The following is a 23,837-nucleotide window of genomic DNA, read 5'->3' as shown; positions in this document are numbered from 1 at the left end:
CTCATGGAGGCCTTGTGTCCCTCGCCGATCCAGCCACAGCCACCGGCGCTCCGGCGTTCGTCCCCGATCCCCGGCTCACCAACGAAGACCTCGCGCCCGCGGGCAAGCGCAACTGGAAGGTCTTCGACCTCTTCGCCATGTGGATGTCCGACGTCCACAACCTCGGCAACTACACGTTCGCGGCGGGCCTGCTGGTCCTCGGTATGAACGTCTGGCAGATCTTCACGTCGCTGCTCGTCGGCTTCGTGCTCATCTACGTCGGCATGAACTGGATGGGGAAGATCGGGCAGCGCCACGGCGTGCCCTTCCCCGTGATCAGCAGGATCAGCTTCGGTGTCTGGGGTGCCAATATCCCGGCCCTGATCAGGGCCGTCATCGCCATCATGTGGTACGGAATCCAGACCTATCTGGCCTCCGTCGCCGTCAACATCATGCTGCTCGCGGCCTGGCCGGGCCTGGAGTCGTGGACCCACAGCTCCTTCCTCGGCCTCGACGCGCTCGGCTGGGTGTCCTTCCTCTCGCTGTGGCTGCTCCAGGCGCTGATCATCAGCCAGGGCATGGAATCCGTACGGAAGTTCCAGGACTTCTGCGGTCCGGCCATCTGGCTCGTCATGATCGCCCTCGCGATCTGGATCCTCGCCAAGGCCGACTGGACCATCTCGCTCACGACGACTCCGAACCCGGTCTCTGTCGGTGAGCAGTGGCGTCAGTGGTTCGGTGCGATCGGGCTGATCCTCGCCACATACGGCACGCTGATGCTCAACTTCTGCGACTTCTCGCGCTTCGCGCCCGACTACAGGACGGTCAAGCGCGGCAACTTCTGGGGCCTGCCCATCAACTCGACCGCCTTCGTGATCGTGTCGGTCATCGTGACGGCCGGTTCGCTGGAGGTGTTCGGCAAGGCGATCACCGACCCGGCCCACCTTGTCGCCGAGATCGGCAACACCTGGGTCCTGGTGCTGGGTGCGCTGACCTTCGCCATCGCCACCATGGGTGTCAACATCGTCGCCAACTTCGTCTCGCCCGCGTACGACCTGGCCAATGTCTGGCCGCAGAAGATCACCTTCAAGGTCGGCGGCCTGATCAGCACGGTGGCCGCGCTGGTGGTGACCCCGTGGAACCTCTTCTCCAACCCCACCGTCGTCCAGTACTTCCTCGGCGGTCTCGGCGCCTTCCTCGGCCCGCTGTTCGGCGTGATCATGCTCGACTACTTCTGGGTCAAGCACGGCCGCATCGACGTGAACGAGCTCTTCAACGCCGAGCCCGGATCGCGCTACTACTACCGCAAGGGCGTCAACCCCAAGGCCCTGTGGGCGTTCCTGCCCGCGGCGGCGGTCTCGGCGGTGCTCGCCCTCGTGACGACCTTCAGCGAGGTCGCCCCGTACTCGTGGTTCATCGGGACGGCGCTGGCCGCCGGACTGTACGCGCTCCTGTGCCGTTCCGAGCGCGCCGCGGTCCCTGCCCCTGTCACCGAGCCGGCTCCGACTTCGGCTCCGACTTCTGCTCCCGTGGAGGGCTGAGCGTGCGGATCGTCGTCACCAACTGCAACACCACGCAGGGGATGACCGAGGAGATCGTGCGAGGTGCCCGGGCCGCAGCAGGCCCGGGCACCACCGTGCTCGGAGTCACCCCCGCCTGGGGACCCGAGTCCGCCGAGGGCTGGCTCGACAGCTATCTCTCCGCGGCTGCCGTCATCGACACCCTGCGGACGTACGAGGGTCCGTACGACGCCGTCGTCATGGCCGGCTTCGGGGAACACGGGCGCGAGGGCGTACGGGAACTCGTGGACGTACCCGTCGTCGACATCACCGAGGCGGCGGCCCATCTGGCGTGTCTGCTCGGGCGGCGGTACGGCGTCGTCACCACACTGGAGCGGTCGGCCGGGCAGATCGAGGACAGCCTGTACGGGGCCGGGGTGGCCCAGCACTGTGCGGCCGTCGTGGGCACCGGGCTCGGCGTCCTCGACCTCGGCGACGCGGAGCGCACGGAAGCGGCCTTCGTGGCCGCCGCCGAGCGGGCCCGGGACGCGGGAGCCGAGGTCCTGGTGCTCGGGTGCGCCGGGATGACCGGGCTGCAGCGGGCGGTGGGGGACAAGCTGGGGCTGCCGGTCGTCGACGGGGTGGGCGCGGCGGTGAAGCTCGCCGAGTCGCTGGTGTCGCTCGGGCTGACGACGAGCCGGGCGGGGAGCTATGCCAAGCCCCTGCCGAAGCGGCGTACTTGGGGGCCGCCGTCGGAGTGATTCTCCCCGCCCCCGAGCGGCGAACGGGGTGACCGGGCGCGGCTGACCGCAGACTCCGGGGGAGCGGCGCCGGTACGTGGGCGGTGCCCCGCGGAGGAGTCGCCGCCGTTGCCTCCGGCGGTGGGAACGGAGTCGGTCGTGGTCGCTGGTGTGGGTGCCTGTGTTCGGTTGGTTGCCTGTGGCATCCGTGCCTGTGCCGGCCGTGCCCGTGTCCGTGCCGGGGGCCGGGTTCGGGTGGTTGCTGTCGCGCTGGCCGCCTTGGTGGTCGCCGCGTCGGCGGGCGTGTGGGGTGCCGGGGCTTCGGGTGCGCGTGAGGTGTCGGGCGCGCGAGGGGTGTCGAGTGCGCGCGGAATGGTGGGCGTCGGTCCGGCGGGGAGGGGTGAGTCGCAGGTGAGGGAGCCCGGTCCCGTGGAGTCCTTCTGGGTCGATCCCCGGTCCCGCGCCGCCCTGCAGGCCGCCGAATGGCGCCTTGCCGGACGGACCGCGGACGCGCTGCTCATGGACCGGATCGCCACCCGTCCCCAGGCCGAGTGGCTCAACGGCCCCGCGTCCCGGGCGGTGGTACGGGCCCGCACGACCGCCGCCGCACGACAGGGGCGTACGGCCGTACTCGTCGCGTACTACATCCCCCACCGCGACTGCGGGTCGTACTCGGGAGGCGGGGCCTGGAACGCCGCGGGCTACCGGAAGTGGGTCGACGACTTCGCGGCGGGGCTGGGCGACCGGGACGCGTACGTGATCGTCGAACCGGACGCCGTGGCGCAGACGGTGGCGGGCTGCGCCCCGGTCGTGGCCGAGGAGCGGTACGCGCTGCTGGCGTACGCCGTGGACCGCCTCAAGCGGCAGTCCGGTACCCGGGTCTACCTCGACGCGGGCAACTCCGCCTGGCTGCCGGACACTTCGAAACTGGTCGAGCCGCTCACGCAGTCGGGCATCGCCCGCGCCGACGGCTTCGCGCTGAACGTCTCCAACTTCCAGACGGACGCCGCCAGTTCGGCGTACGGAAATCGACTGTCGGCGGCTTTCGGCGGCAAGCACTTCGTGATCGACACCAGCCGCAACGGCAACGGGCCCTACACCGGCACCGATTCCTGGTGCAATCCGCCGGGCAGGGCCCTGGGAACACCGCCGACCACTGCCACGGGCGCCCCGCTGATCGACGCCTACCTGTGGATCAAGCGCCCGGGCGAGTCCGACGGCACCTGCCGGGGCGGACCGACCGCCGGGCAGTGGTGGCCGTCGTACGCGCTGGAGCTGGCTCGGAACGCCCGGAACGCCCGCGGTTGAGCGGGCACGGCCGGGGCGGGGATGGGGTGTGTGCCGGTCCGGTCCGGGACGTCAGTCGGGCGAGGAGTTGGGGCCGGGGTCGTCGTCGAGGACGCGGTCGTCGAGGTGTGCGGCGAAGTGGTCCGCCTGCCGGGCCATGATGTCCCGCATGGAGGTGCCCCGCGGGACGCCGTACGCCGTGCCCGGGAAGTCCAACTCCCTCTGCACCTCCCACAGTTCGTCGTGCTGACCAGGTGCGAAGAGCTTGGCTTCCGGGGCGCCGGCGGCGATCCAGCCGATGGGTACGACCGAGCCGGGCGGCAGGATCGAGTTGACGTGCAGCACGCTGTTGATCCGTAGCTCGGAACCGGCGCCCGCGACGGCTCCGGGGAAGGCGGAGGCTCCGGTGGCCACGAAGACCTCGTCCTCGATCCGGGCGCCGTTGACATGGGCGTGCGGTCCGATGAGTACGGCGTTCCCGATGAGCACGGGGTGCCGTCGCCGTCCCCGTACGAGGGCGTTCTCCATGACGACGACGTTGTCGCCGGTCTTCACCTCCCCGTCCTCCGCGGTGAGCACGGCCCCGTGCAGTACGCGGGCGTGTTCGCCGAGGGTGACTGCGCCGCACAGGACGGCGGTCGGCGCGACGTACGCGGAGGCCGGGACGACGGGCCGCTGCCCGCGGTGTTCGATCAGCATGGGGGGACTCTAGGCCGGGACCACGGCCGTGGCCGTGATCTCCACGAGCTGGCCGGTGTAGCCCAGGCACGCGACGCCGAGGAGGGTGGAGGAGTGGGGGCCGACGCTGAGGAGGGAGGCTTCCACGACGTCCCACACCTCGGAGAGCACCGCGGGGTCACTGCTCACGACATACACATCGGTGTATGCGACGTGCTCGAAGTCGCTGCCGATCGCACGGAGTTGCTCACCCAGGTTCGCGATCACCCGCTCGGCCTGCCGTACGGGATCGCCCGGGCCGACGAGCTCGCCGTCGGCGTTGAGGGGCACGGACCCGGCGAGGAAGGCGAGACGCGTGCCCGCCTCGACGACGGAGGCGTGGGAGTAGGTGGGCGGCTTGAAGAGGGTGGGGACGGTGACGCGCTTCATCATGGGTGGCCTCCCGCGGACTGACCGGTGGATGTCGAGCGAATCGGTGGCTGTTGAGGGACAACCCGCCGATCATGCGGCCCCGGCTTGCGGGGCCGCATCCGAATATCCTCCGCCGATCCTCTGAGAGGTGTTATCGGCCACCGCCGACCGTCACCTGGTGGCCGACCCGGCCGTCACCTGGTCGTGAACTCGGCCATCACCGGGTGGTGAACTGGGCGGTCACCGGGTGGTGAACTGGGCCGTCCCCAGTGTCGCGAACCACTCCCGTATCAGCTTCTCGTCCTTCGTCGCCGCGAGGGAGAGGAGCAGCAACAGCCGGGCCTTCTGCGGGCTCAGGTCCTCGGCACCGATGACGCCGGTGGTGCCCGTCGAGTCGTACACCGCGCCCGATCCGGTACGGGTGGTGGATGCGAACGTCACCCCCTTCTTCACCGCGTCCGTCCGCGCGGTCGACATCGCGGGCGATATGCCCCCGGCGCCCGTGCCCGCCGTCACGACCCCCTTGGCGCCGCCGTCCGCGAACGCCTTGATCGCCTCGCCGCCCGCGTCCTGGTACGAGTACGCGATCTCCACCTTCGGCAGCGGCTTGCTCTCCTTGGCGCTCACCTTGCCGACGATCCGGTCCAGGTCGAAGGGCGTACGCCAGGCACTCTTGCCGCACTTCTGGACGCGGGCCGGTGCCCGGTTGAGCCGGATGTTGTCCTGGTCGACGGCGCCGAGCACCCCGGAACGTCCGCTCTCGAAGGTGTCCATGCGCAGGGCGTTGGTCTTGCGGACCTCCCGGGCCGCCTGGATCTCGTCGTTGAGCATGACGACGGTCCCGTAGCACTTGGTCTTGCGGCTCGCGGCGAGCTTGATGGCGTTGTAGAGGTTGGCCGGCGCGTCCGTGCCGATCACGGTCCACGGCCGCATCGATCCCGTGAGGACGACCGGCTTGTCGCTGCGCACGGTCAGGTCGAGCCAGTACGCGAACTCCTCCATCGTGTCCGTACCGGTGGTGACCACGACGGCGTCGTTCTTCTTCAGCGCGGTGTCCACGGACGCGGTGAGCTTGCGGTAGTCCGCGATGGAGTAGCCGCTCGACCCCTTGTTGCCGAACTGCTCGGTCGTCACCTTGGCCAGCCCGTTCACCTCCGGCCGCAACTCGTCCACCATCTTGGAGATCGCGAGCTTCCCCGACTGGTAGTCCTGGAACGAGACGCGGTTCGTGCTGACCCCGGAGATGGTCCCGCCCGTGCCGATCACCGCCACTTCGGGCAGGTCCTTCCTCTCGTCGGCATGGGCGCTCGCGCCCGCCAGCGAGACCCCCGCGGCGACGGCGAACGAACAGAGCAGGGCGGTTGTACGGTGGGCGATCTTCACGGGTGGCACGGCTCCTTGCGGGTCGGTGATCGGCGCTCGCCCGCCGACCGTAGGAAGCGGTGTTTTCCCGAGCGTTGCGTGCACGTGTCAATCACTGTGTGCGGAGATTTCCCCTGCCGGCGGGCCGAGTTGCTGGTTGCGCACCTGCCGTTCGCACTCCGCCGCGAGCCCCGGGTACGCCTCGGCGATGGCGGCGAGGATCCGCTGCCGCAGGAGCGCCGCGGCCCTGCCTCGTCCTTCCCGGCTGGAGAGACCTTCGAGGAGCTCGTCGTAGGGGCTGAGCCGGTGCCGTAGATAGTCGACCGTCCATCGGTCGAGCGATGCGGGATCAGTGTGGGGTGGCCTGGGGGAGTGGAGCGGGTTGGGGGAGCAGGGTGGGCTGGGGGTACTGGGGGCGCCGAGGGCATTTGCGGTGCCTGCGATGCCTGCGGTGGATTCCCTCTCCCGCCGGGCGCGGTGCTCGACGGCTCGGCGCGCCAACTCCCCGGCGTCCATGCGCGGTACGTCGATGGGTTCGGCCAGAATCCGGGCCAGCACCTCCCGCCGCCGGCGCGCCACGGACTCCCGCCCCCTCCGGCCCACGGCCTTGCTCACAGCACCGGACCGCCGCGCCGCGAACGCCGCTCCTGACCGGAACGCCGCTCCCGACCGGAACTCCGCGCTCTGCTCGGCGGCTTCGACCCGCTCGACGCGATACATCCGGGTCCACGGCGCCGAACGGAAGCGTGGATGCGCGCTCAGTCGGTCGGGCTCCCCCAGCAACCGGCGCACTATCCCGTCGGTCCACCCCCGCGCCCGCAACCCGGCGGCCGAGACATGCGTACGGCCGGGCTCCGCCCCCACACGACCCTGCTCCGATTCCGGATCGGGCGCACCCTGCATCGTCATCACTACCTCCCCCGTCGTGACGCTGCGTGACACATCAATTCGTAACGCACGCCACTGACAATCAGGAGAAAGTGCAGGTCAGGCGGTGGATCGAGGCTCCCAGCCCTGATTCCGCAGCACGTCCGACACGTCCGGGGCCCGGTAGTGGTCCCCCTTGAGGACCTTGCCGTCGGCCCGGCGGCTGACCCGCCCGTCGGGCCCCAGCTTCGTCATATTGGCGCGGTGGATCTCGGCGATCACCGCGTCCAGGTCGATGCCGTGGACGAGCGCGGTGCCGTACGCGACGTACACGACGTCCGCGAGCTCGTGCGCCAGCCGGTCGAGCGGCCCGGCCACGGCGACCTCCGCCACCTCGGCGGCCTCCTCGGCCAGCAACTCACCGCGATGGGCCGCGAGTTCCGGGGAGACCTCTGTGGGTGTCGTGCGGGCGTCGAGTCCGAAGGCCAGATGAAATTCATGGACGAGACGTGCGGGGGAGGAGGGGGAGGAGTGCATCCGGGGATTTTATCGAGGGGCGCGGACAGGGCCGGTAACCGGAACCCCTATGCTCCGTTGAGTCTTCAAGCATGGCTGGCGTGTGGGCCCGTACGCCCCGCCGCCGTCAGGAACGACCAGGAACACCTAAGGAAGCCCCATGACTGTTCCCCCCACCACCCCCACACCTTCCTCCTCGCCCACGTCTCACCGTGCTCGGTCCCGCGTCACGCGGCGCGGGCTGATCGGTGCGGCGGGCGCGGTCGCGGCGGGTGCCGCGCTGACCCCCGTCGTGATGGCCAACACCACCTCGGACGCGGCCGGTTCGGACACCACCGACGCCGAGCCCGGTACGACCCCCGAGACCTTCCCGAAGACCCGCGCGAAGGAGGCCACGGGCGAGGCGCCGGTCGAGGCCGCCTTCCCCATCGGTTACGTGGGCGTGCGCTGGGCCGGTACCCGTGAAGCCACCGGCGGCGGCATCCGGCTGACCGACGCCGACGGCGGCAAGGGAGCCTGGAAGTCCCTGAGCGGCAGCGGCTGTTCGGACAGCAACGGCGGAGCGCTGCTCATCCCCGTCGAGCGGGCAGCGGGTTACGAGCTGAAGGCGCCGGACGGAGCCACCGGGCTGCGTTCGACGGCCATCGACACGACGCAGGGCCCGACCCGCAAGGTGGCGGTGCCGACGGACACGACTCGAGTGCGCGGTGTCGCCTACCTCTCGCGGGCGGCCTGGGGCGCGGACGAGAAGCTCCGCTTCAAGCCGGACGGCACGGAGAACACGCCGACGGCGTACTACCCGTTCCAGACGTTCACGGTCCACCACACGGCCACCGCCAACGACGACCCGGACCCGGCCGCCACGGTGCGCGCGATCTACCAGCTCCACGCGATCACGAACGACTGGGGCGACATCGGCTACCACTTCCTCATCGACGACAAGGGCAACGTCTACGAAGGCCGTTACTCGGGTGACGACGGCGTCGCGGCCCACGACGCCGACGGCAAGCTCGTGACCGCCTTCCACGTGGGCGGCTTCAACTCGGGCAACCTCGGCATCGCCCTCCTCGGCAACCTGATGGAACAGGGCCCGACCGACGCCGCCCGCGCGTCCCTCACCAGCCTGGTCCGCGCCCTGACCCGCTTCCACGGGGTCGACCCCCAGGCCCAGGTCACGTACACCAACCCCATCAACGGCACCACGAAGGACGTCAACGAGATCAGCGGCCACCGCGACTGGCTGTCGACGGAGTGCCCGGGCGACGTGATGTACGGAGAGCTCGCGAAGCTGCGAAAGGCCGCGGCGGGCACTGGCTGATCGGCAACGCCGAGTGCGGCGGGGGTCCGCAGAGGTCCGTGGGGGTAACTCCGGGGCCCCGCAGCGCCGGCTCCCGCGCCGCCCTCCCCGTACGCAATACGTCCGCCGCGCGGGGCGTTCGGGATCACTCCCACCGGAGTGCCCGCCCGGCCTCGCGTACGGGGACGGACCGGTCCTGGCGCACGCGGAGACGGCCGGACGGCGTACGAGGGCCCGGGTGCGCGCCGCCTCAGCAGCCCCGGCAGCCGACGTACGGCACAGCTCCCACACCTTCGGCCGGACGACCGGACCGCGCGCGCCGATGCGCGACCCACCCGCCCTGCGCGTCCCGCGCGAGCCGCCTCGCGTGACCGCTCCGCGCTCGCTAGGGATGACTTCCGTACGCCTCGACGGAGACCACACGGGGGACGGAGTCGACCATGACGACGGAACGATCGCAGCCAGATCCGAATCCGCAGCCGGATCTACAGCCGGATCCGCGGCCAAACCCGAATCCGCAGGCACAGCCGCGGTCACAGTCACAGTCGCAGTCACAGCCGGACGACATCGGCGGGATCCTGATCCACCGCGGGCTGCGCGAGGAACTGAGCCGACTGGCAGACGCCGCCGAATCCGGCCGGCGGGCCGAAGCGGTCCAGGGACAGATCGAGCTGGTGATCGCCGTACTCCACCAGCACCACCACGGCGAGGACGAAAAACTCCACCCCCTGGTACGCGACCGGGAGCCGAGCATCGCCACCATCCTCGACGAGCTGGAAAAGGAACACACCCTCATCCAGAAGCTCGCCGACGACGCGGCCGACCGCACCCGCCCCCTTCCCGAACGCGCCCCGGTCATCCGGGAACTGCTGGACGTCCTGCGCCCTCACCTGGCCCTGGAGGAGGCCGAGGTCTTCCCGGCGATCACCCGCCAGGTCAGCCAGGCCGAGTTCGAGGAGTTCATCAAGGGCGAGCTAAAGGCGGCGGGCCGTCGGTTGCCGGCCCTCTTCGGCATGCTGCTGCACTACGCCCTGCCCGGCGAACGCAAACGCCTCCTCGCGGATGTGCCCACGCCGATCGCGCTCCTCTGGAAGGCGTTCTGGAGGCGGGGATACGAGCGGAGGGTGGCGCGGGTGTATGGGTGAGCGCGGTCCATAGAGGGGCGCACCCTGGGGCGTCTCGGGCGCTGCGCGGGGGCGTTGTCGGCCGCTCCGGCTACCGTGGGAACCCATACCCTGAGATGGATGAAGGGGGCCCGATGGACGCGGAGTTGGCGGCGCTGGCGGCGGCCGGGGCGACAGCGCTCGTGCAGCAGATGGTGACCGACGGTTGGGCGAACGTACGGGATCGGGTCGTCGTGCTCTTCTCGCGTGGGCGGGACGAAGAGGCCGTCGTGGGCGAGTTGGAGGAGTCGCGGGCGGATCTCGTCGCCGCGCGGGACGCCGACGACGAGGAGGCCGCGGCGGACGTCCAGGCATCCTGGCGAACCCGGCTCCGGCGCACCCTGCGCGACGACCCTGAGGCTGCCGCCGAACTCCGCGCGCTGCTCGACGAGTTGACCCCGCCCTCCACGGCCCCCGCCCCGGGCGCCCTCCACAACACCATCAGCGGCGACGTGCAGCACAGCGCCGTGGTCCAGGCGCACACGGTCAGCGGCGGCGTGACGATCGGACTGCCCCCGAGGCGACCGTGACGCGCCCTTCGGGAGCGCGGTCTGTAGCGCCACCTGTGATGGGCGCCCTGGGCTTGGGCGACCGCCTCGTGGATGACGCCCTGTCCCGGTGATCAACAGCCCTGTGACCAAGATTCCTGCGACTGACAGCCCCGCGACCAAGAGCCCTGTGAGTAACAACCCTTGAGCAACAACTCTGCGAGTGACCACCTGTGAACGACCGTGCTTTCCTCGACACCGTCACCGACCGACTGGCCGCCCTTCCGGCGGTCCGGGCGGTGGCCCTCGGCGGCTCCCGGGCCCAGGGCACGCACACGCCCGCCAGCGACTGGGACCTGGCCGTCTACTACCGCGGCTACTTCACTCCCGCAGCCCTGCGCGCCATCGGCTGGGAGGGCGAGGTCTCCGAGATCGGCGGCTGGGGAGGCGGCGTCTTCAACGGCGGGGCTTGGCTGACCATCGAGGGCCGCCGCGTCGACGTCCACTACCGAGACCTCGACGTCGTAGAACACGAACTGGCGGAGGCGGAGGAGGGCCGCTTCCACGTCGAGCCGCTGCTCTTCCACCTCGCCGGAATCCCCAGCTACCTGCTCGTCGCCGAACTGGCCGTCAACGAGGTGCTCCACGGCACCCTGCCCCGCCCGGCGGCCTACCCGGACAAGCTCCGCCACACCGCCCACACCCGCTGGCACGGCACCGCCCTCATGACCCTCGCCTACGCCAAGGCCAACCACGCCCCGAACGGCCGCCGCACGGAGACCGCCGGCGCCATCGCCACGGCCGCCATGCAGGCCGGGCACGCGGTGCTGGCGGCACGGGGGGAGTGGGTGACGAACGAGAAGCGGTTGCTGGAGCGGGCGGGGTTGCGGGGCGTCGACGACATCCTCGGCTCGCTGTCCACGGAATCGGGTGCGGAATCGGACGCGGATCCGGGTGCGGAATCGGGTGCGGCATCGGGCGCGAACCCCTTGCTTCGGGCCATCGCGGCGACCCAGACCCTCTTCGGACGGACGGGTCCGCAATCGGGCGGTTCCGCAACGGACGCCGAATAACCCTTGGAAAACGTCAAGTTGACACTGCTACCGTCACCGACGTGGCGAAACTCAATCAGATCATCGCAGTCGAGAAGGGCATCAAGTCCAAGTCTCATCAGGACCTGACGGCTGCCCATCACGGGCTGCAGAAGCCGGCGTTGCTGGCCGGAATCTCGCGTACGTATCAGCCCAAGGACGAGGAGGGTGAGCAGTTGCCGCCCGAGTCGACTCGGGTGCAGGTGCAGGCCGAGGACGTGCTGCGGGACACCGCGGCCACGCTGACCCGGCTGTTCGACGTGACCGCCACCAAGGACTGGGCCAACTGCACGGCCCGCGCGGACGTCAAGGTCGACGGGCGTGTGCTCGTCGCCGATGTTCCGGTGTCCTATCTGCTCTTCCTGGAGAAGCAGCTCACCGATCTCAACACCTTCGTGCGGAAGCTGCCCGTGCTGGACGCCTCCGAGTCGTGGGTGCAGGACCCGTCGACCGATGCGTGGAAGACCGAGCCGGTCAGGACGCTGCGTACGAAGAAGGTCCCGCGCAACCACGTGAAGGCGGAGGCCACCGAGAAGCATCCGGCGCAGGTCGAGGTGTACTACGAGGACATCCCCGTCGGGTACTGGACGACCGTGAAGTTCTCCGGCGCCCTTCCGGCGCGGCGCGTCAACGAGCTGCTCGATCGCGTCGAGAAGCTGCAGCAGGCCGTCAAGTTCGCCCGGGAAGAGGCGAATGGCGCCGACGTCACCGACCAGCGCGTCGGAGACGCCGTGTTCGGCTACCTGTTCGGGTAGCCTCGAAGACTCCCCGGTCCACTGCGACCGGGGTGCGCGAGGAGCGCAAGCTGAAACTGAAGCTTGTCGTGACTGCGCGGTTCCAGTGGAGGTTCGAGTCCTCCCCGCGGCACCAACTCGGCACCCGTACAACTCGTACGACGTGCCCATCGCGCCGCGGTAGCCCAACTGGCAGAGGCAGACCGCGATCAATCTCAGACTATTGCTCCAGACTCAGCATTCGCCACCGATCGCCGGATCGACCGGACTCAGGCTCCGGGCGTCGAAATGCCGGTTCAAGTCCGGCCCGCACAGCTCGATGTGCGGTGGTCCAAAGGCAGGACGCGGCGACATAACACTGACCTGAGTTCTCAAGCGTGCCGGTGTGCGACATGGGTGGCATCACAGGGCTCGGAGGCCGGCTACGCCTCCGAGCCCGCTCCCGTTTGAGGCCTCCGGGGCAGCTCCCGTCCCCGTTTGTGGCCTCTGAGCCCGCTCCCGCTCCCGTTCGCGTGCCGATGGATTCGCCGCCCGGGCCGCCTTCGGGAGACGTACACCGGGCCCGCTCCCGATTGCGTACATAAAGAACGCGGCCAATACGACAATCGTCACATCCACGAAACGTGTAGACCCCATACCCTCCAGGAACCCGACCTACCGTAAGCACCACCGCCCAGGCCGACGTCGCCCGAAGGCATGCCACCCGCAACCGCCCTCGTCCCGACAGGAGCCCCGTGCCCGTGCCGCGCGTTTTCTCCGTTGCCCTGCCGCCCTGGCTCACGCATGCCCTGCGTGCGCAAAGGGGGCCCGTGCCGTGGAATGCCGTCGTGCGCGGGGCGCTCGCCGCCGGGCCGCTGTTGCTCGCGGCCGTGCTCGCCGGGCGGGAGTCCGTCGGGGTCATGGCCGCTCTGGGGGCCATGCTCGCCGGGATCAACGACCGGCCCGGGAGCCGGCGGACCGCCGTGCACCGCATCGGGGTGCCCGGGCTCGCCGGGGCCGCGGGGCTCGTCGTGGGTACGTACGCGGGGGAGGGCCTCGGGGCCGTTCCGCTGACCTTGATACTCACCGCGCTCGGGCTGCTCGCCGGGGCCGTGAGCGCCGTGGGGCCCGTGTCCTCCGGGGCCGGTACGCAGCTGCTCGTCGCCGCGGCCATCGGGGCCGGGATGCCGCTGCCCGAACCCGGGTGGCAGCGGGCCCTGTTCTTTCTGGCCGGAGCCGCCTGGCTGATCGCGCTGCGGCTTGCGCTGCCCACGCCCGGTGCCCTCGCCCATGACTTCCGGTTCGACGGGGAGCGGGTGGCCGTCGCGGACGTCTACGACGCCATCGCCGAGCTGCTCGCCGCTGCCGGCGGCGAGCAGGCCGGGGCCCGGCGGGCCGCTCTCACCGCCGCGCTCGACCACGCGCAGGACGCGCTCGCGGGGCCGCGGCTGCGGCGGTACGCCAGTTCCTCCGCCGAGCGGCGGCTGCGGGCGCAGTACGCCGCCGCGCTGCCCCTCGCCGAGGCCGCGACCGCGCTGGCCTGGGCCGGGGACGCGCTGCCCGCCCGTACGGCGGAGGGGCCGCGTCGGCTCGCCGTCGCCGTACGGACCGGCGAGCCCTGCGGGCCACTGCCCGCGCCCGCCCGGTCCGTACCCGGACTGCGCGCCCTCGACGACGCCCTCCTGCACGCCGCCGAGACCTTCGACCGCGGCGGCAAGCAGACCGGCGGGAAGCAGACCGGCCGGAAGCAGACCGGCGGCAGGAAGCCCGGCAGCCGACAGGAGATCGACGGCAAGAAGGCCGGTGACGAGCACGGCGCCGCCCTCCACAGCGACGCCGACGCCGCTCTCCACAGCGGCGCCGGGACCAACCCTCTCGACCGCGGCGCCCGCCAGACCGCGCACAAGGGTCTGCGTCTACGCCCCTTCCGCACCAAGGCCCTGCTCCGCACGGTCACCGGCCCGGGCGGCCGGGAGTACGGCTTCCGCGTCGCCCTCTGCTACGGAGCCAGCGCGGCCGTCGCGCAGGCCCTGCACCACGTGCACTGGTACTGGCTGCCGGCCACCGCCGTCTTCCTCGTGAAGCCGGACCTCGGGCCGCTCGTCTCGCGCGTACTGAACCGGGCGGCCGGCACCGTCCTGGGCGCCCTCGTCTTCGCGGGGTTCGCGGCCGTGCTGCCCCGGCCGGAGGGGCTCATCGCGCTCGTGGCGATCAGCGGCGCCCTGATACCCGTCGCCACCAGGCACTTCGCCGCGCAGACCGCCGTCGTCACCGTCCTCGTACTCGCCCTCGTCATGGTCGGCGGGGAGCCGGAAGCCTCCTGGAGCCGTATCGGCGAGACGCTGCTGGCCTGCGCGATCGTGCTGATCGTCGGACATCTGCCGGCTCCGGGACAGCGCGGCGGGAACGTGCGGGCGCGGTTGGACGCCGCCACCGACGCCGCCCACGCGTATCTCACCCACGTGTTGAGCGGCGCTGACGACCGGGCCGCCCGCTGGGCGCTGCGCCGCGAGGCCTACCGGAAGCTGGCCGAGGCCCGGGCCGCGATCGACCGTGCCGCCGCCGAACTGCCCACCCTGGCCCGGCACACGGAAGGCACCGACGAGGTCGCCGCCACCCTCGAACGCCTCGTCGACACCACCACCGCCTGCGCCGTCCACCTCGACGACACGGGGCGGCTGACCCCGCGGCACACCGAGCGCCTCGCCACCCTCCTCGACGAACTCGTCGAGCAGCGCGAGCGCGCCGGCCTTGCGGACCCTCCGGCCGACCTCCTCAGCGCCTGAGCGGCGAGCCCCCCAAGGGCCCCCGCCAAGGGTCCCCGCCAAGCGCTCCCCTCAGCGCCTGACCGACGAACCCGCCAGGGCTTCCGCGAAGGCTCCCCTCAGGGATGCCCCTCAGACGAGTCCTCAGGGCTCAACCCGCACCCACACCGGCGCATGGTCCGACCCCGCCGCGTCCCGCCGTGCCCCCGCGTTCTCGTCGACAGACGGCAGCGGGGTCTCCCGGGCCGGTGTCCCCGTCCCCGCCCCGGTCACGTGGTCGAGCAGCAGTCGGCTTACCAGTATGTGGTCGATCAGTTCGGGGCGGCCCGAGTGGACGCGGGAGAAGCGCTGCTCCTCCGGGATGAGGGGCGCGATGTTCCAGAGCCGGGCCGCGTCGCCCTTGTCGGGGCGTTCGAAGCCGGGCGTGCCGATCTCGGAGCCGGGCGGGCCCTGGAGGATCTGGGTCGTGGCGGCGGCCACCTCGTCGTTGAGGTCGCCGAGCACGGCCACGTTCCGCTCCTTGCCCCTGCCGTCGAGGAGGTCGTCGGCGAGAGCACGCAGAGTCGTGGCCTCGGCGGCCCGCCGGTACAGGGCGTACGCGCCGTAGCGGGCCCGCTCGCCCTCGTTCCGCGGCTGGAACCGGCCGCCCGGGAAGGTCAGCAGCTTCGACTTGAGATGGCAGACCGCCACGGTCAGCGTCATCCCCTGGACGCTGATCTCCGTGGCCAGGAAGCCGCGGCCCGTCCTCGACACCGGTTCGCCGTCGTCGTCACCCTGAACCGGGCGCAGCGGTGCGGGGAAGGAGTTCGTGTCGATGATCGTCCGAGGTTCCGGGCGGCTGAGGAAGCCGACCCGGATGCCACGGCTGTCCGGATGCTCCGAGAGCGCGATGTGCCAGTCGCCGTCCAGCATCCCGGCCAGGTCCGCCAGCGCCTCCGGATCGCCGACCTCCTGCACGCCGAGCAGCGTGGGGTCGAGTTCCGTGACGACCGAGGCCAGAGCGGTGAGCTTCGCCTTGTACGCGGCCTCGCTGCGCGGTCCGAACGCGCCGCCGGGCCGGTACAGGTTCTCCAGGTTCCAGGTGCCGAGGAGCATGCCGGGCTCCTTCCCGGACGCGCCGTCCAAGGGGCGCCGCCCGTCGAATGGTGAGGCCAGCGTGCGCGGGAAACCGCCGGGGCGACAGGGCCCGGACAGGATGCGCGGTTCACGTCACCCGACGGCATGATCCCGTCGTACCGTGGCGTGATGACCTCGCCCGAGCCCACGCCCGACGCGACGACCAACAGCTCTGCCGGAGATCAGGCTCATCCGCCCGGCACGAAGGCCCCGGCAGATGTCCCGACCGGTCTCCCGACAGCTCTTCCGGCCGATCTCATCATCACCCGGTGCACCGCCCTCGTGCACGACGATCAAGAACAGATCGGCTTCGTCGAGGACGCCACCATCGTCGTACGGGGCGGCCGGATCGAGAGCGTCACCGCAGGGCCGGTCGACGTCGACGTCCCCGCCGCGGAGCACACCGTGCGCATCGACGCCGGTGGCCAGGTCGCGATGCCCGGTCTCGTCAACTGCCATACGCACGCCCCGATGGTCACCCTGCGCGGTATCGCGGAGGACCTGCCCATCGAGGAGTGGTTCAACGACTTCGTCTGGCCCATCGAGTCCAACCTCCAGGAGAAGGACGTGGAGTTGGGCGCGCGGCTCGCCTGCGCCGAGATGATCCGGGGCGGGGTCACCTGCTTCGCGGACCACTACTTCTCGATGGACACCGTCGCCGCCGTGACCGCCGAGAGCGGGATGCGCGCCAACCTCGGACAGGCCTTCTTCTCCTCCCAGGGCGCAGAGGGGCGCGAGCAGTCGCTGGACTTCGCCCTCCGTCACCGCGACACCGCCGACGGCCGCATCACCACGTCACTCGCGCCGCACGCCCCGTACACCGTCGAGGACGCCGACCTTGCCGCCACCGCACAACTCGCCCGCGAACACGGCCTGTTGGTGCACATCCACGCCTCCGAGAACCGCGACCAGGCCGACACCAGCCTCGCCCGCCACGGCCGCACACCCATCGAGGTGCTGGCCGACGCGGGGCTCCTCGACACCGACCTGCTCATCGCACACGGCACCGGCATCATGGAGCGCGACCTGCCCGTACTGGCCCGCGCCACCGGCCGGATCGCCGTGGCCGGCGCACCCCGCGGCTACCTCAAGTTCGCCTGGCCCACGACGACTCCGGTACGCGCACTCCGCGAGCTCGGCATCCCCGTGGGCCTCGCCACGGACGGGGCCGCGTCCAACAGCTCCCTGGACGTGTGGGAGTCCATGGCCCTCACCGCGCTGGTGCAGAAGTTCACCGAGGGCGATCCGCGGTGGCTGACCTCCCGACAGGCCCTGCACCACGCGACGTTGCAGAGTGCGAGGGCGGTCGGCCTCGGCGAGGAGATCGGCAGTCTCGCGCCGGGTCGCCGGGCCGACATCATCCTCGTCGACGTGAGCGGGCCGCACACCCAGCCCGTGCACGACCTCGCCGCCACCCTCGTACACAGCGCCCGCTCCGGTGACGTACGCACGACGATCGTCGACGGGCGGGTGATCATGCGCGACCGCGAGCTGCTCACGCTCGATGTGCCCGCGATCGTGCGGGAGATGAACGAACGGATGCCGGCGCTGATCGACCGGAGCCACGGGAAGCGGATCCAGGACTACGACACGTGAGCGCTCCGCTCGGTATACGGGTATGCGGTTCGTTTTGCTGCGGGTGGGTCGGTGCTTGTCGCGCAGTTCCCCGCGCCCCTTGAGGGGCGCCTAGGGTTAGCTCATGTCCACTGACCAGGACCTCGTCACCGATGGCCTTCTTACTCACCCGTACGCCGTCTACGACCGGCTGCGCGACACCGCGCCCGTGCATCGCGTAACCGGGCCCGACGGCAGCCCCGCCTGGCTGGTCACGCGTTACGACGACGTACGCGAGGCCCTGGCGAACCCGCTCCTCTCGCTGGACAAGCGGCATGCGCTGCCCGGGGGCTATAAGGGCTTTGCTCTGCCGCCCGCCCTGGACGCGAACCTTCTCAACATGGATCCGCCCGACCACACCCGCATCCGCCGCCTGGTCGGCCGGGCCTTCACGACGCGCCGCGTCGAGCAACTGCGCGCCCCCATCAGGCGGACCGCCGACCACCTCCTCGACGCGCTGAGTACGAACGGTGGCCCGCACGGCGGCACGGACCTGATCGCCGCCTACGCCGCGCCCCTCCCCATCACCGTCATCTGCGACCTGCTCGGCGTACCGGACGGGCATCGCCGCGACTTCCGGGCCTGGACCGATGTGCTCGTCGCGCCGGATCCGGCCAGGCCGCAGGCCGCCAAAGAGGCCGTCGTGGCGATGCTCGGCTTCTTCACCCAACTCCTCGCCGACAAGCGGAAGGAGCCCGCGGACGACCTGCTCTCCGACCTCATCGCGGTCAGGGACGAGAGCGGCAGTACGGGGAACGACCGGGCGGGGAGCGATCGTGCGGGGAGCGACCGGCTCAGCGAGGACGAGTTGATGTCGCTCGCCTTCCTCATCCTCTTCGCGGGATACGAGAACACCGTGCAGCTCATCGGCACCGCGGTCCTCGCGCTGCTCCAGCACCCCGACCAACTGGCCGCTCTCCGCGCGGACCCCACCCGACTCCCGGCCGCCGTCGAGGAGTTCGTCCGCTACGACGGACCCGCCCTGCTGGCCATCCGCCGCTTCCCGCTGGAGGACGTGACGATCAGCGATGTCACCGTCCCGGCGGGCGAGACGGTCCTGCTGTCCCTGGCCGCCGCCAACCGCGACCCCCGTCGCTTCCCGGACGCCGACCGGTTCGACCTCGGACGGGACGCCACCGGACATCTCGCGCTCGGCCACGGCATCCACTACTGCCTGGGCGCCCCGCTGGCCCGACTGGAGACGGAGATCGCCCTGGCCGCCCTCCTGGAACGCCTCCCCGATCTGAAGCTCGACGGCGACCCGGGCGACCTCCGGTGGCGACCGTCCCTCCGCGCCCGCGGCCTGCTCGCGCTCCCGGTGACGTACTGACGTACTGACTGACTGAAGAAAAGAAATTCCGCGTCCCACCGATGAGTTCCGCTCCTCCCTCCGGTCCACCCCAGGGAAAGCACCGCACCGGAGGAGGGGCAGATGACGCTTCCGCGGATCGTGTCGCGCGACGAGTGGCGTGGCGCACGCGAGGAACTGCTGGTCAGGGAGAAGGCAGCGACCCGCGCGCGTGACGCGCTGAACGCCGAGCGACGACGACTGCCGATGGTCGAGATCGGCAAGGAGTACGTCTTCGAGGGCGGGGACGGCAAGGCGACGCTGTTCGACCTCTTCGAAGGGCGGCCTCAACTCGTCGTCTACCACTTCATGTTCGCGCCGGAGTGGGACGCGGGCTGCCGCAGCTGCTCGGGCTTCGTCGACCAGATCGGGCACCTCGCGCATCTGCGCGCGCGGGGCACCGAGTTCGCGGTGGTCTCCAGGGCGCCGTACACGAAGATCCTGCCCTTCAAGGCGCGGATGGGATGGACGCTGCCCTGGTACTCGTCGTACGGCAACGACTTCAACCACGATTTCCAGGTGTCGTTCGAGGGCCACGACAGCAGCGCCGGCGGCCAGAGCCACGACTCGTACGAACGCCCCGGGCTGAGCTGTTTCCTCCGCGACCGTGAGCGGATCTTCCACACGTACTCGACGTACGAGCGCGGACTGGACGGACTGGGCTCCACCACGAGTCTCCTGGACCTCACCGCCCTCGGCAGGCAAGAGGAGTGGGAGCAGCCGGAGGGGCGCGCGTCGGCACTGGGCGCGCCCGCCGGGAGCGAGCGCGTCCGGTACCACGACGAGTACGAGGACTGAGTCCGGCCAGTCCGGCCGGGGCACAAAAAGCGAGGCGAAGGGCCGTACAGAAGGTCGGTACGGCCTGAGAGGTGTTTCACAGCGTGTGATGACCGCGTGTCAGCTACGTCTCAGTAACGTCACTTCGCGAGACGTCCACCCCCTGTTTGGCGTTTAACTCTTCAAAGGCTCTCAAGAGGTCTCAGGAGAGCGGCGCTACATGGAGGTGCAACGTGGTGAACGGGCGAACGGTGCTGGAGCGCTTTCCCGCCGGTGGGCCGCGTGGTTCGTGGCCGGCCGAGGAGTTCGCGCAGGCGCGCCGCCTGGAGGGGCAGCACGTCGAGGTCGTGATGGACCTGTCGACGGACGCCTTCCTGGTGGTCGTGCGGGAACTCGCCGAGTGAGCCGGGCCGGCCGGGCGGGCTGCCAAGGGCCTCACCCGGCGTGAGGAGCGGCCCGGCGTGAGGTACGAAGACCTTCAGCCGGCCTTGGGCGCCGGCACCTTGGCCGCGAACTGCTCGGCCTGGAGCGAGTACAGCTCGGCGTAGACCCCACCCGAGGACAGCAGCTCCTCCGGAGTGCCGGACTCCACGAGTCGGCCCTGGTCGAGGACGTGCACCAGGTCGGCATGGCGCACCGACGCGAGGCGGTGTGTGATGAGGATGACCGTCTGACCGGTACCCGCGAGGGCCCGGATCTTCTCGAAGACCTCCAGCTCGGCGCGGGCGTCGAGGGCCGCCGTCGGCTCGTCCACGACCAGGATCGCGCCCCTGCGGTACGCCGCCCGCGCGATACCCAGCCGCTGCCACTGGCCGCCCGACAACTCGTGGCCGCCGCTGAACATGCGGGCCAGCAGCGTGTCGAGACCGCGCGGCAGATCGTCCACCACGTTCTCGGCGCCCGCCTCGGTGACGGACGTGCGCAGCCGCTCGTCGGTGAGCGGCGCCGACGTCCGGCCGATCGCGACGTTCACCCGGGCGGTGAACGGCCACCTCTTGAAGTCCTGCGCCACCATCGCGATGCGCTCGGCGAGTTGATGCCGGTCGGCGGTCGCCGCGTCCACGCCGTCCCACAGGATCCGGCCCCGCTGCGGCGCGTACAGGCCCGACAACAGCTTGACCAGGGTGGTCTTCCCGGAGCCGTTCTCCCCGACCAGCGCCACGATCTTGCCGAGCGGCACGCTGAGCGTCAGGTCGGCCAGGGCAGGTCGGGCCGCACTGCCCGGATAGGTGAACGTGACGTTCTCGAAGCGGATCTCGCGCGGCTCCTCGGGCAGCGGCTCGCCGCCGACGGGGATCGCGCGCTCGGCCGCCTCCACGTACAAGCGTTGAAGATCCCCGACGAACAGGGCGTCCTCATGGAGGCTGTTGACCTCCAGGACGAGCGTGTCGAGATTTCCGGAGCCCGTACGGATCGCGATCACCGCCGTGCCCGCCACGGACAGCGCCATCGCACCGGCCAGCAGCAGCCCGCCGAGTGTCGCGTACGTCGCCACGGTGGCCACACCGGTCCAGGCGGCCGCGATCAGCCCGGTCCGTGCCCCCAGCCGGGCCAGCCGGGCCTGTTCCGCCTCGGCGGACTCCGACATCGCGCGGAAGTGCCGCAGCAGGAAGGGACCGACCCCGTGGACGCGGATCTCCGGCGCCGCGGCGGGCTCGGTGAGCAGACCGCTGATCAGCTGGCCGGCCCGGGCATGCTGCACCCAGGCGTGGAACGACGCGTAGCGGTGCCGCGCCATGGTCAGCGCGCTCCACGCGCTCGGCAGCGTCATCGTCACCAGCAGCGGCAGCAGGGCCACGTGCAGCACCGTCAGCACGCCGGCCGCCGCGATCAGTGAGATCCCCGCGTTCACCACGCGCGTGGCGATCCTGATCATTCGCCGGGCGGACGAGGCGCCGTACTGTGCCGTGTCCAGCAGTTTGTGGAAGGCCTCGTCCTCGATCGCCGACAGCTCGACGGCCGCCGCCCGCTCCAGATACAGCTCCGTCGCGACGCGCTCCACCTTCGGTTCGAGGCGGCCCGTGGCGTATGTCGAGGCGGCTCGCAGCAGTGCGGCGACCAGCATCACGACGGCGACGACGACGAGCGCGGGCACCGCGTCGCGCAGCCGGTCCTCCACCGGGCCGGTCGCCATCAGGCGCCCCAGGACGCTGTTGACGGCCAGCAGGCTCACCGCCTGGGCCAGGCCGCGGCCCACCTCGGCGCCCACCACGACCCGTGCCGCCCGCCGGTCCGCCTGCCAGGCCAGCCGGAAACTGGACGCCAGCAGCGCGGGCAGCCGCGTCACCATGGCCCGGAAGTTCAGCTCCATAAACGCGTCGGAGTGCTGCGACCAGCCCATGTCGTACCGCAACGGACCGCCGAAGAGCAGCCGCTCGGAGTGGGACGGTTCGGGCCCCGACCCCTTGTGTTTGGGCGGCTTGGGCTCGGCCGCACCGGGATTCCCGTTCGCTGATCCCGCTTTCGCGGATTCCGCCCCCGCCGTCACGGACCCCGTCGGCCCGGTCCTCCTCGTGGCCCTCCGCCCGCTTCTCCGCCCGGTCCTCTTCGCAGCTCCCGCAGATTCCGCAGGTCCCACCGGCGACCTCCCCCGATCGTGGCCGAACGGCCACTATCGCGGCGCGGGACGTCATCGGGCAGGGCGCGCGCCCGGTCCGCCACGGCGTAACCGGAGCACGCCCGGGCGCTCACGGCCGCGCACTGTGGGGGCATGCCCCGAAGGGGCGCGGGGCTGTGACATAAGCGGCTCCGCCGCGGGGCGCGACCAGCCCACGACTACCCGCAGACGAATGCAGCGCACCCCAGCGGAGCGCTCACGCGCTGACCGGCCTCGTCCAGGCCGGCGGAGTCCCCGTCAACCGGCACAGCGCCAGGTAGAGCGGGATCGGCGGCGTGTACGGAAGCGTGCCGCCGGGCTTGTGGATGAGCCCGGGGAGCGCGGGAATACCGGGCGAAGCGGGTACGAGCGCCCCCGTGGCGTAGTGCGCGGGCGCCGGCCAATCGAGCGCGACGTCGGAGTCGGAGGGCACGAGCCACCACCAGTGCGTGCTGTCGGCGTACACACAGCCGACGCGTGGCAGTCGGGGCATCAGCAGTGGGCCGAGTCTCGCGGGCATGGCCACCGCGTCACAGCCCAGCGGCGCCCGCATGCCCTCCGGCACGGTCAGCCGCCGCGAAGGCACGGTCCCGGACCTCGTCCGCAGGCCGCGCTCCAGGCGGACCAGCGTGTCCAGGTTCAGCACCCGTGACGCACCGGCCGACGTCGCCCTCACACCCATTCAGCCCCCGTCCGTTCTCCCAATTTTCCGAACCATCCGGAAACGGCTGTCGCCACACCAGCCGGGAAGCCGACTGGAACGATTCAGGTCACCAACAATTCAGATCACCGGCAATTTCAGGTCACTACCAGTCGTGCCCGGCCGGGGGCGGCTGTGAGCCGCTCGGCTCCGCATGGGCGTGTTCCCCGTGAGCGTGTTCCCCGTGCGAGTGCTCGCCGTGCGAGCGGTCTCCGTGCGTGTGCTGCCCGTGCGTCTGGTCCCCGGTTGGCGAGGAGCCGGCTGGGGCCGGCCGGCTCCTCGCACTCCAGCCCAGGTCCGACCGCGGCTCGGCGCCGTTGTTCGCCGAGCGCGGCAGTTCGGCCCAGACCAGCAGTCCGGGACCGGTTTCCTGGGCGCCCCAGGCTGTGCACATCGCCGCGACGAGAAGCAATCCCCTCCCGTGCTCCTCCTCGGGACGCTGTGGCGACGGGTGGGGCTCACCCGGCGCACACCCTTCGTCGCGGACGGCTATCCGCACCAGGTCGCCGCCGTCGTGCAGCTCGCACACCACATGGCGGCTCGCCGTGTGCACTATGGCGTTGGTGACCAGTTCGGAGACGACGAGCTCCGCCGTGTCGCAGGTGTCCTCACAGACCGACCAGCCCGAGAGCCGGGCACGCGTCAGATGCCGGGCCTGTGCTGCGGAGCCCGGATGTGCGGCCAGCTCGAAGCGGAACCGGCGCTCGGCGGCCGTCTCGGGGCATGCCCCAGCGGCGGCACCGAGACGGAACCGGTCCTCGGCTGCGTCTGTTCCTAACGGCGCGGACGGAATCACGTTTGCCACTATCTCCCCGTCGTGAACACTTGGC

The 23,837-nt window shown here is 70.9% G+C and carries 22 protein-coding genes; 13 read left to right on the top strand and 9 right to left on the bottom strand.

Annotation, left to right across the window (positions count from 1 at the left end; translation table 11 throughout):
* Positions 1–14 precede the first annotated feature (14 nt).
* The 3 genes from ACN20J_RS13970 to ACN20J_RS13960 all read left to right on the top strand — a co-directional run bounded on the left by ACN20J_RS13970 (position 15) and on the right by ACN20J_RS13960 (position 3,526).
* Positions 15–1,520 (top strand): NCS1 family nucleobase:cation symporter-1, encoded by a 1,506-nt coding sequence (locus ACN20J_RS13970; RefSeq protein WP_419665996.1) that lies wholly within the window; start codon positions 15–17, stop codon positions 1,518–1,520.
* A 2-nt stretch (positions 1,521–1,522) separates the two neighbouring features.
* Complete coding sequence (locus ACN20J_RS13965; protein WP_419665995.1) at positions 1,523–2,239, top strand: aspartate/glutamate racemase family protein; 717 nt, start codon at positions 1,523–1,525, stop codon at positions 2,237–2,239.
* A 408-nt stretch (positions 2,240–2,647) separates the two neighbouring features.
* Positions 2,648–3,526 carry a glycoside hydrolase family 6 protein gene (locus tag ACN20J_RS13960; RefSeq protein WP_419665994.1) on the top strand — a complete coding sequence of 293 codons (879 nt, stop codon included), beginning with the start codon at positions 2,648–2,650 and terminating at the stop codon, positions 3,524–3,526.
* Positions 3,527–3,577: 51 nt separating this feature from the next.
* On the opposite strand, the gene ACN20J_RS13955 is transcribed toward ACN20J_RS13960, so the two are convergent.
* The 5 genes from ACN20J_RS13955 to ACN20J_RS13935 all read right to left on the bottom strand — a co-directional run bounded on the left by ACN20J_RS13955 (position 3,578) and on the right by ACN20J_RS13935 (position 7,360).
* A complete protein-coding gene (locus tag ACN20J_RS13955) occupies positions 3,578–4,204 on the bottom strand; it encodes a gamma carbonic anhydrase family protein (RefSeq protein WP_419665993.1) in 627 nt (208 codons plus the stop codon).
* 9 nt (positions 4,205–4,213) lie between these two features.
* Entirely contained in the window at positions 4,214–4,615 is a 402-nt protein-coding gene (locus ACN20J_RS13950; RefSeq protein ID WP_189840407.1) for a RidA family protein, read from the bottom strand.
* Positions 4,616–4,834: 219 nt separating this feature from the next.
* The gene (locus ACN20J_RS13945; RefSeq protein WP_419665992.1) at positions 4,835–5,977 is read right to left on the bottom strand and encodes an asparaginase; all 1,143 of its coding nucleotides are present in this window, start codon (positions 5,975–5,977) and stop codon (positions 4,835–4,837) included.
* An 87-nt stretch (positions 5,978–6,064) separates the two neighbouring features.
* Positions 6,065–6,865: a hypothetical protein gene (locus ACN20J_RS13940; protein WP_361995276.1), complete on the bottom strand. Its 801-nt coding sequence runs from the start codon at positions 6,863–6,865 to the stop codon at positions 6,065–6,067.
* A gap of 78 nt (positions 6,866–6,943) precedes the next feature.
* A complete protein-coding gene (locus ACN20J_RS13935; protein ID WP_361995278.1) occupies positions 6,944–7,360 on the bottom strand; it encodes a MazG nucleotide pyrophosphohydrolase domain-containing protein in 417 nt (138 codons plus the stop codon).
* A 139-nt stretch (positions 7,361–7,499) separates the two neighbouring features.
* Between ACN20J_RS13935 and ACN20J_RS13930 the strand changes: the two genes are divergently transcribed.
* The 6 genes from ACN20J_RS13930 (at position 7,500) to ACN20J_RS13905 (ending at position 14,877) form a co-directional block, all read left to right on the top strand.
* A complete protein-coding gene (locus ACN20J_RS13930; protein ID WP_361995280.1) occupies positions 7,500–8,657 on the top strand; it encodes a peptidoglycan recognition family protein in 1,158 nt (385 codons plus the stop codon).
* A 419-nt stretch (positions 8,658–9,076) separates the two neighbouring features.
* Complete coding sequence (locus ACN20J_RS13925; RefSeq protein ID WP_419665991.1) at positions 9,077–9,781, top strand: hemerythrin domain-containing protein; 705 nt, start codon at positions 9,077–9,079, stop codon at positions 9,779–9,781.
* A gap of 113 nt (positions 9,782–9,894) precedes the next feature.
* Entirely contained in the window at positions 9,895–10,329 is a 435-nt protein-coding gene (locus tag ACN20J_RS13920) for a hypothetical protein (RefSeq protein ID WP_189840412.1), read from the top strand.
* 191 nt (positions 10,330–10,520) lie between these two features.
* A complete protein-coding gene (locus ACN20J_RS13915) occupies positions 10,521–11,360 on the top strand; it encodes a nucleotidyltransferase domain-containing protein (RefSeq protein ID WP_419665990.1) in 840 nt (279 codons plus the stop codon).
* A gap of 41 nt (positions 11,361–11,401) precedes the next feature.
* Positions 11,402–12,133 (top strand): hypothetical protein, encoded by a 732-nt coding sequence (locus ACN20J_RS13910; protein ID WP_190230297.1) that lies wholly within the window; start codon positions 11,402–11,404, stop codon positions 12,131–12,133.
* 719 nt (positions 12,134–12,852) lie between these two features.
* The gene (locus ACN20J_RS13905; protein WP_361995288.1) at positions 12,853–14,877 is read left to right on the top strand and encodes an FUSC family protein; all 2,025 of its coding nucleotides are present in this window, start codon (positions 12,853–12,855) and stop codon (positions 14,875–14,877) included.
* Positions 14,878–15,000: 123 nt separating this feature from the next.
* On the opposite strand, the gene ACN20J_RS13900 is transcribed toward ACN20J_RS13905, so the two are convergent.
* A complete protein-coding gene (locus tag ACN20J_RS13900; RefSeq protein WP_419665989.1) occupies positions 15,001–15,951 on the bottom strand; it encodes an endonuclease/exonuclease/phosphatase family protein in 951 nt (316 codons plus the stop codon).
* 150 nt (positions 15,952–16,101) lie between these two features.
* Here ACN20J_RS13900 and ACN20J_RS13895 point away from each other — a divergent pair, with 150 nt between their 5' ends.
* The 4 genes from ACN20J_RS13895 (at position 16,102) to ACN20J_RS13880 (ending at position 20,115) form a co-directional block, all read left to right on the top strand.
* On the top strand, positions 16,102–17,568 hold the full coding sequence (locus ACN20J_RS13895; protein ID WP_419665988.1) for an amidohydrolase: 1,467 nt from the start codon (positions 16,102–16,104) through the stop codon (positions 17,566–17,568).
* Positions 17,569–17,671: 103 nt separating this feature from the next.
* Positions 17,672–18,916: a cytochrome P450 family protein gene (locus tag ACN20J_RS13890; RefSeq protein WP_419665987.1), complete on the top strand. Its 1,245-nt coding sequence runs from the start codon at positions 17,672–17,674 to the stop codon at positions 18,914–18,916.
* A gap of 102 nt (positions 18,917–19,018) precedes the next feature.
* Positions 19,019–19,732 (top strand): DUF899 domain-containing protein, encoded by a 714-nt coding sequence (locus ACN20J_RS13885; RefSeq protein WP_419665986.1) that lies wholly within the window; start codon positions 19,019–19,021, stop codon positions 19,730–19,732.
* A gap of 212 nt (positions 19,733–19,944) precedes the next feature.
* Entirely contained in the window at positions 19,945–20,115 is a 171-nt protein-coding gene (locus ACN20J_RS13880; protein ID WP_186001198.1) for a hypothetical protein, read from the top strand.
* 74 nt (positions 20,116–20,189) lie between these two features.
* Here the strand turns inward: ACN20J_RS13880 and ACN20J_RS13875 are convergent, their stop codons facing one another.
* The 3 genes from ACN20J_RS13875 to ACN20J_RS13865 all read right to left on the bottom strand — a co-directional run bounded on the left by ACN20J_RS13875 (position 20,190) and on the right by ACN20J_RS13865 (position 23,812).
* Positions 20,190–22,052 carry an ABC transporter ATP-binding protein gene (locus ACN20J_RS13875; protein WP_189840652.1) on the bottom strand — a complete coding sequence of 621 codons (1,863 nt, stop codon included), beginning with the start codon at positions 22,050–22,052 and terminating at the stop codon, positions 20,190–20,192.
* Positions 22,053–22,524: 472 nt separating this feature from the next.
* The gene (locus ACN20J_RS13870) at positions 22,525–22,989 is read right to left on the bottom strand and encodes a hypothetical protein (protein WP_189840420.1); all 465 of its coding nucleotides are present in this window, start codon (positions 22,987–22,989) and stop codon (positions 22,525–22,527) included.
* 124 nt (positions 22,990–23,113) lie between these two features.
* Positions 23,114–23,812, bottom strand: coding sequence for an ATP-binding protein (locus ACN20J_RS13865; RefSeq protein WP_419665985.1), 699 nt, complete (start codon positions 23,810–23,812; stop codon positions 23,114–23,116).
* Between the last annotated feature and the right edge of the window lie 25 nt (positions 23,813–23,837).

It is taken from the genome of Streptomyces sp. 2-1 (assembly GCF_048564895.1).
Lineage (GTDB): Bacteria > Actinomycetota > Actinomycetes > Streptomycetales > Streptomycetaceae > Streptomyces > Streptomyces phaeochromogenes.
This window is presented reverse-complemented; position numbering and strand designations above follow the sequence as displayed.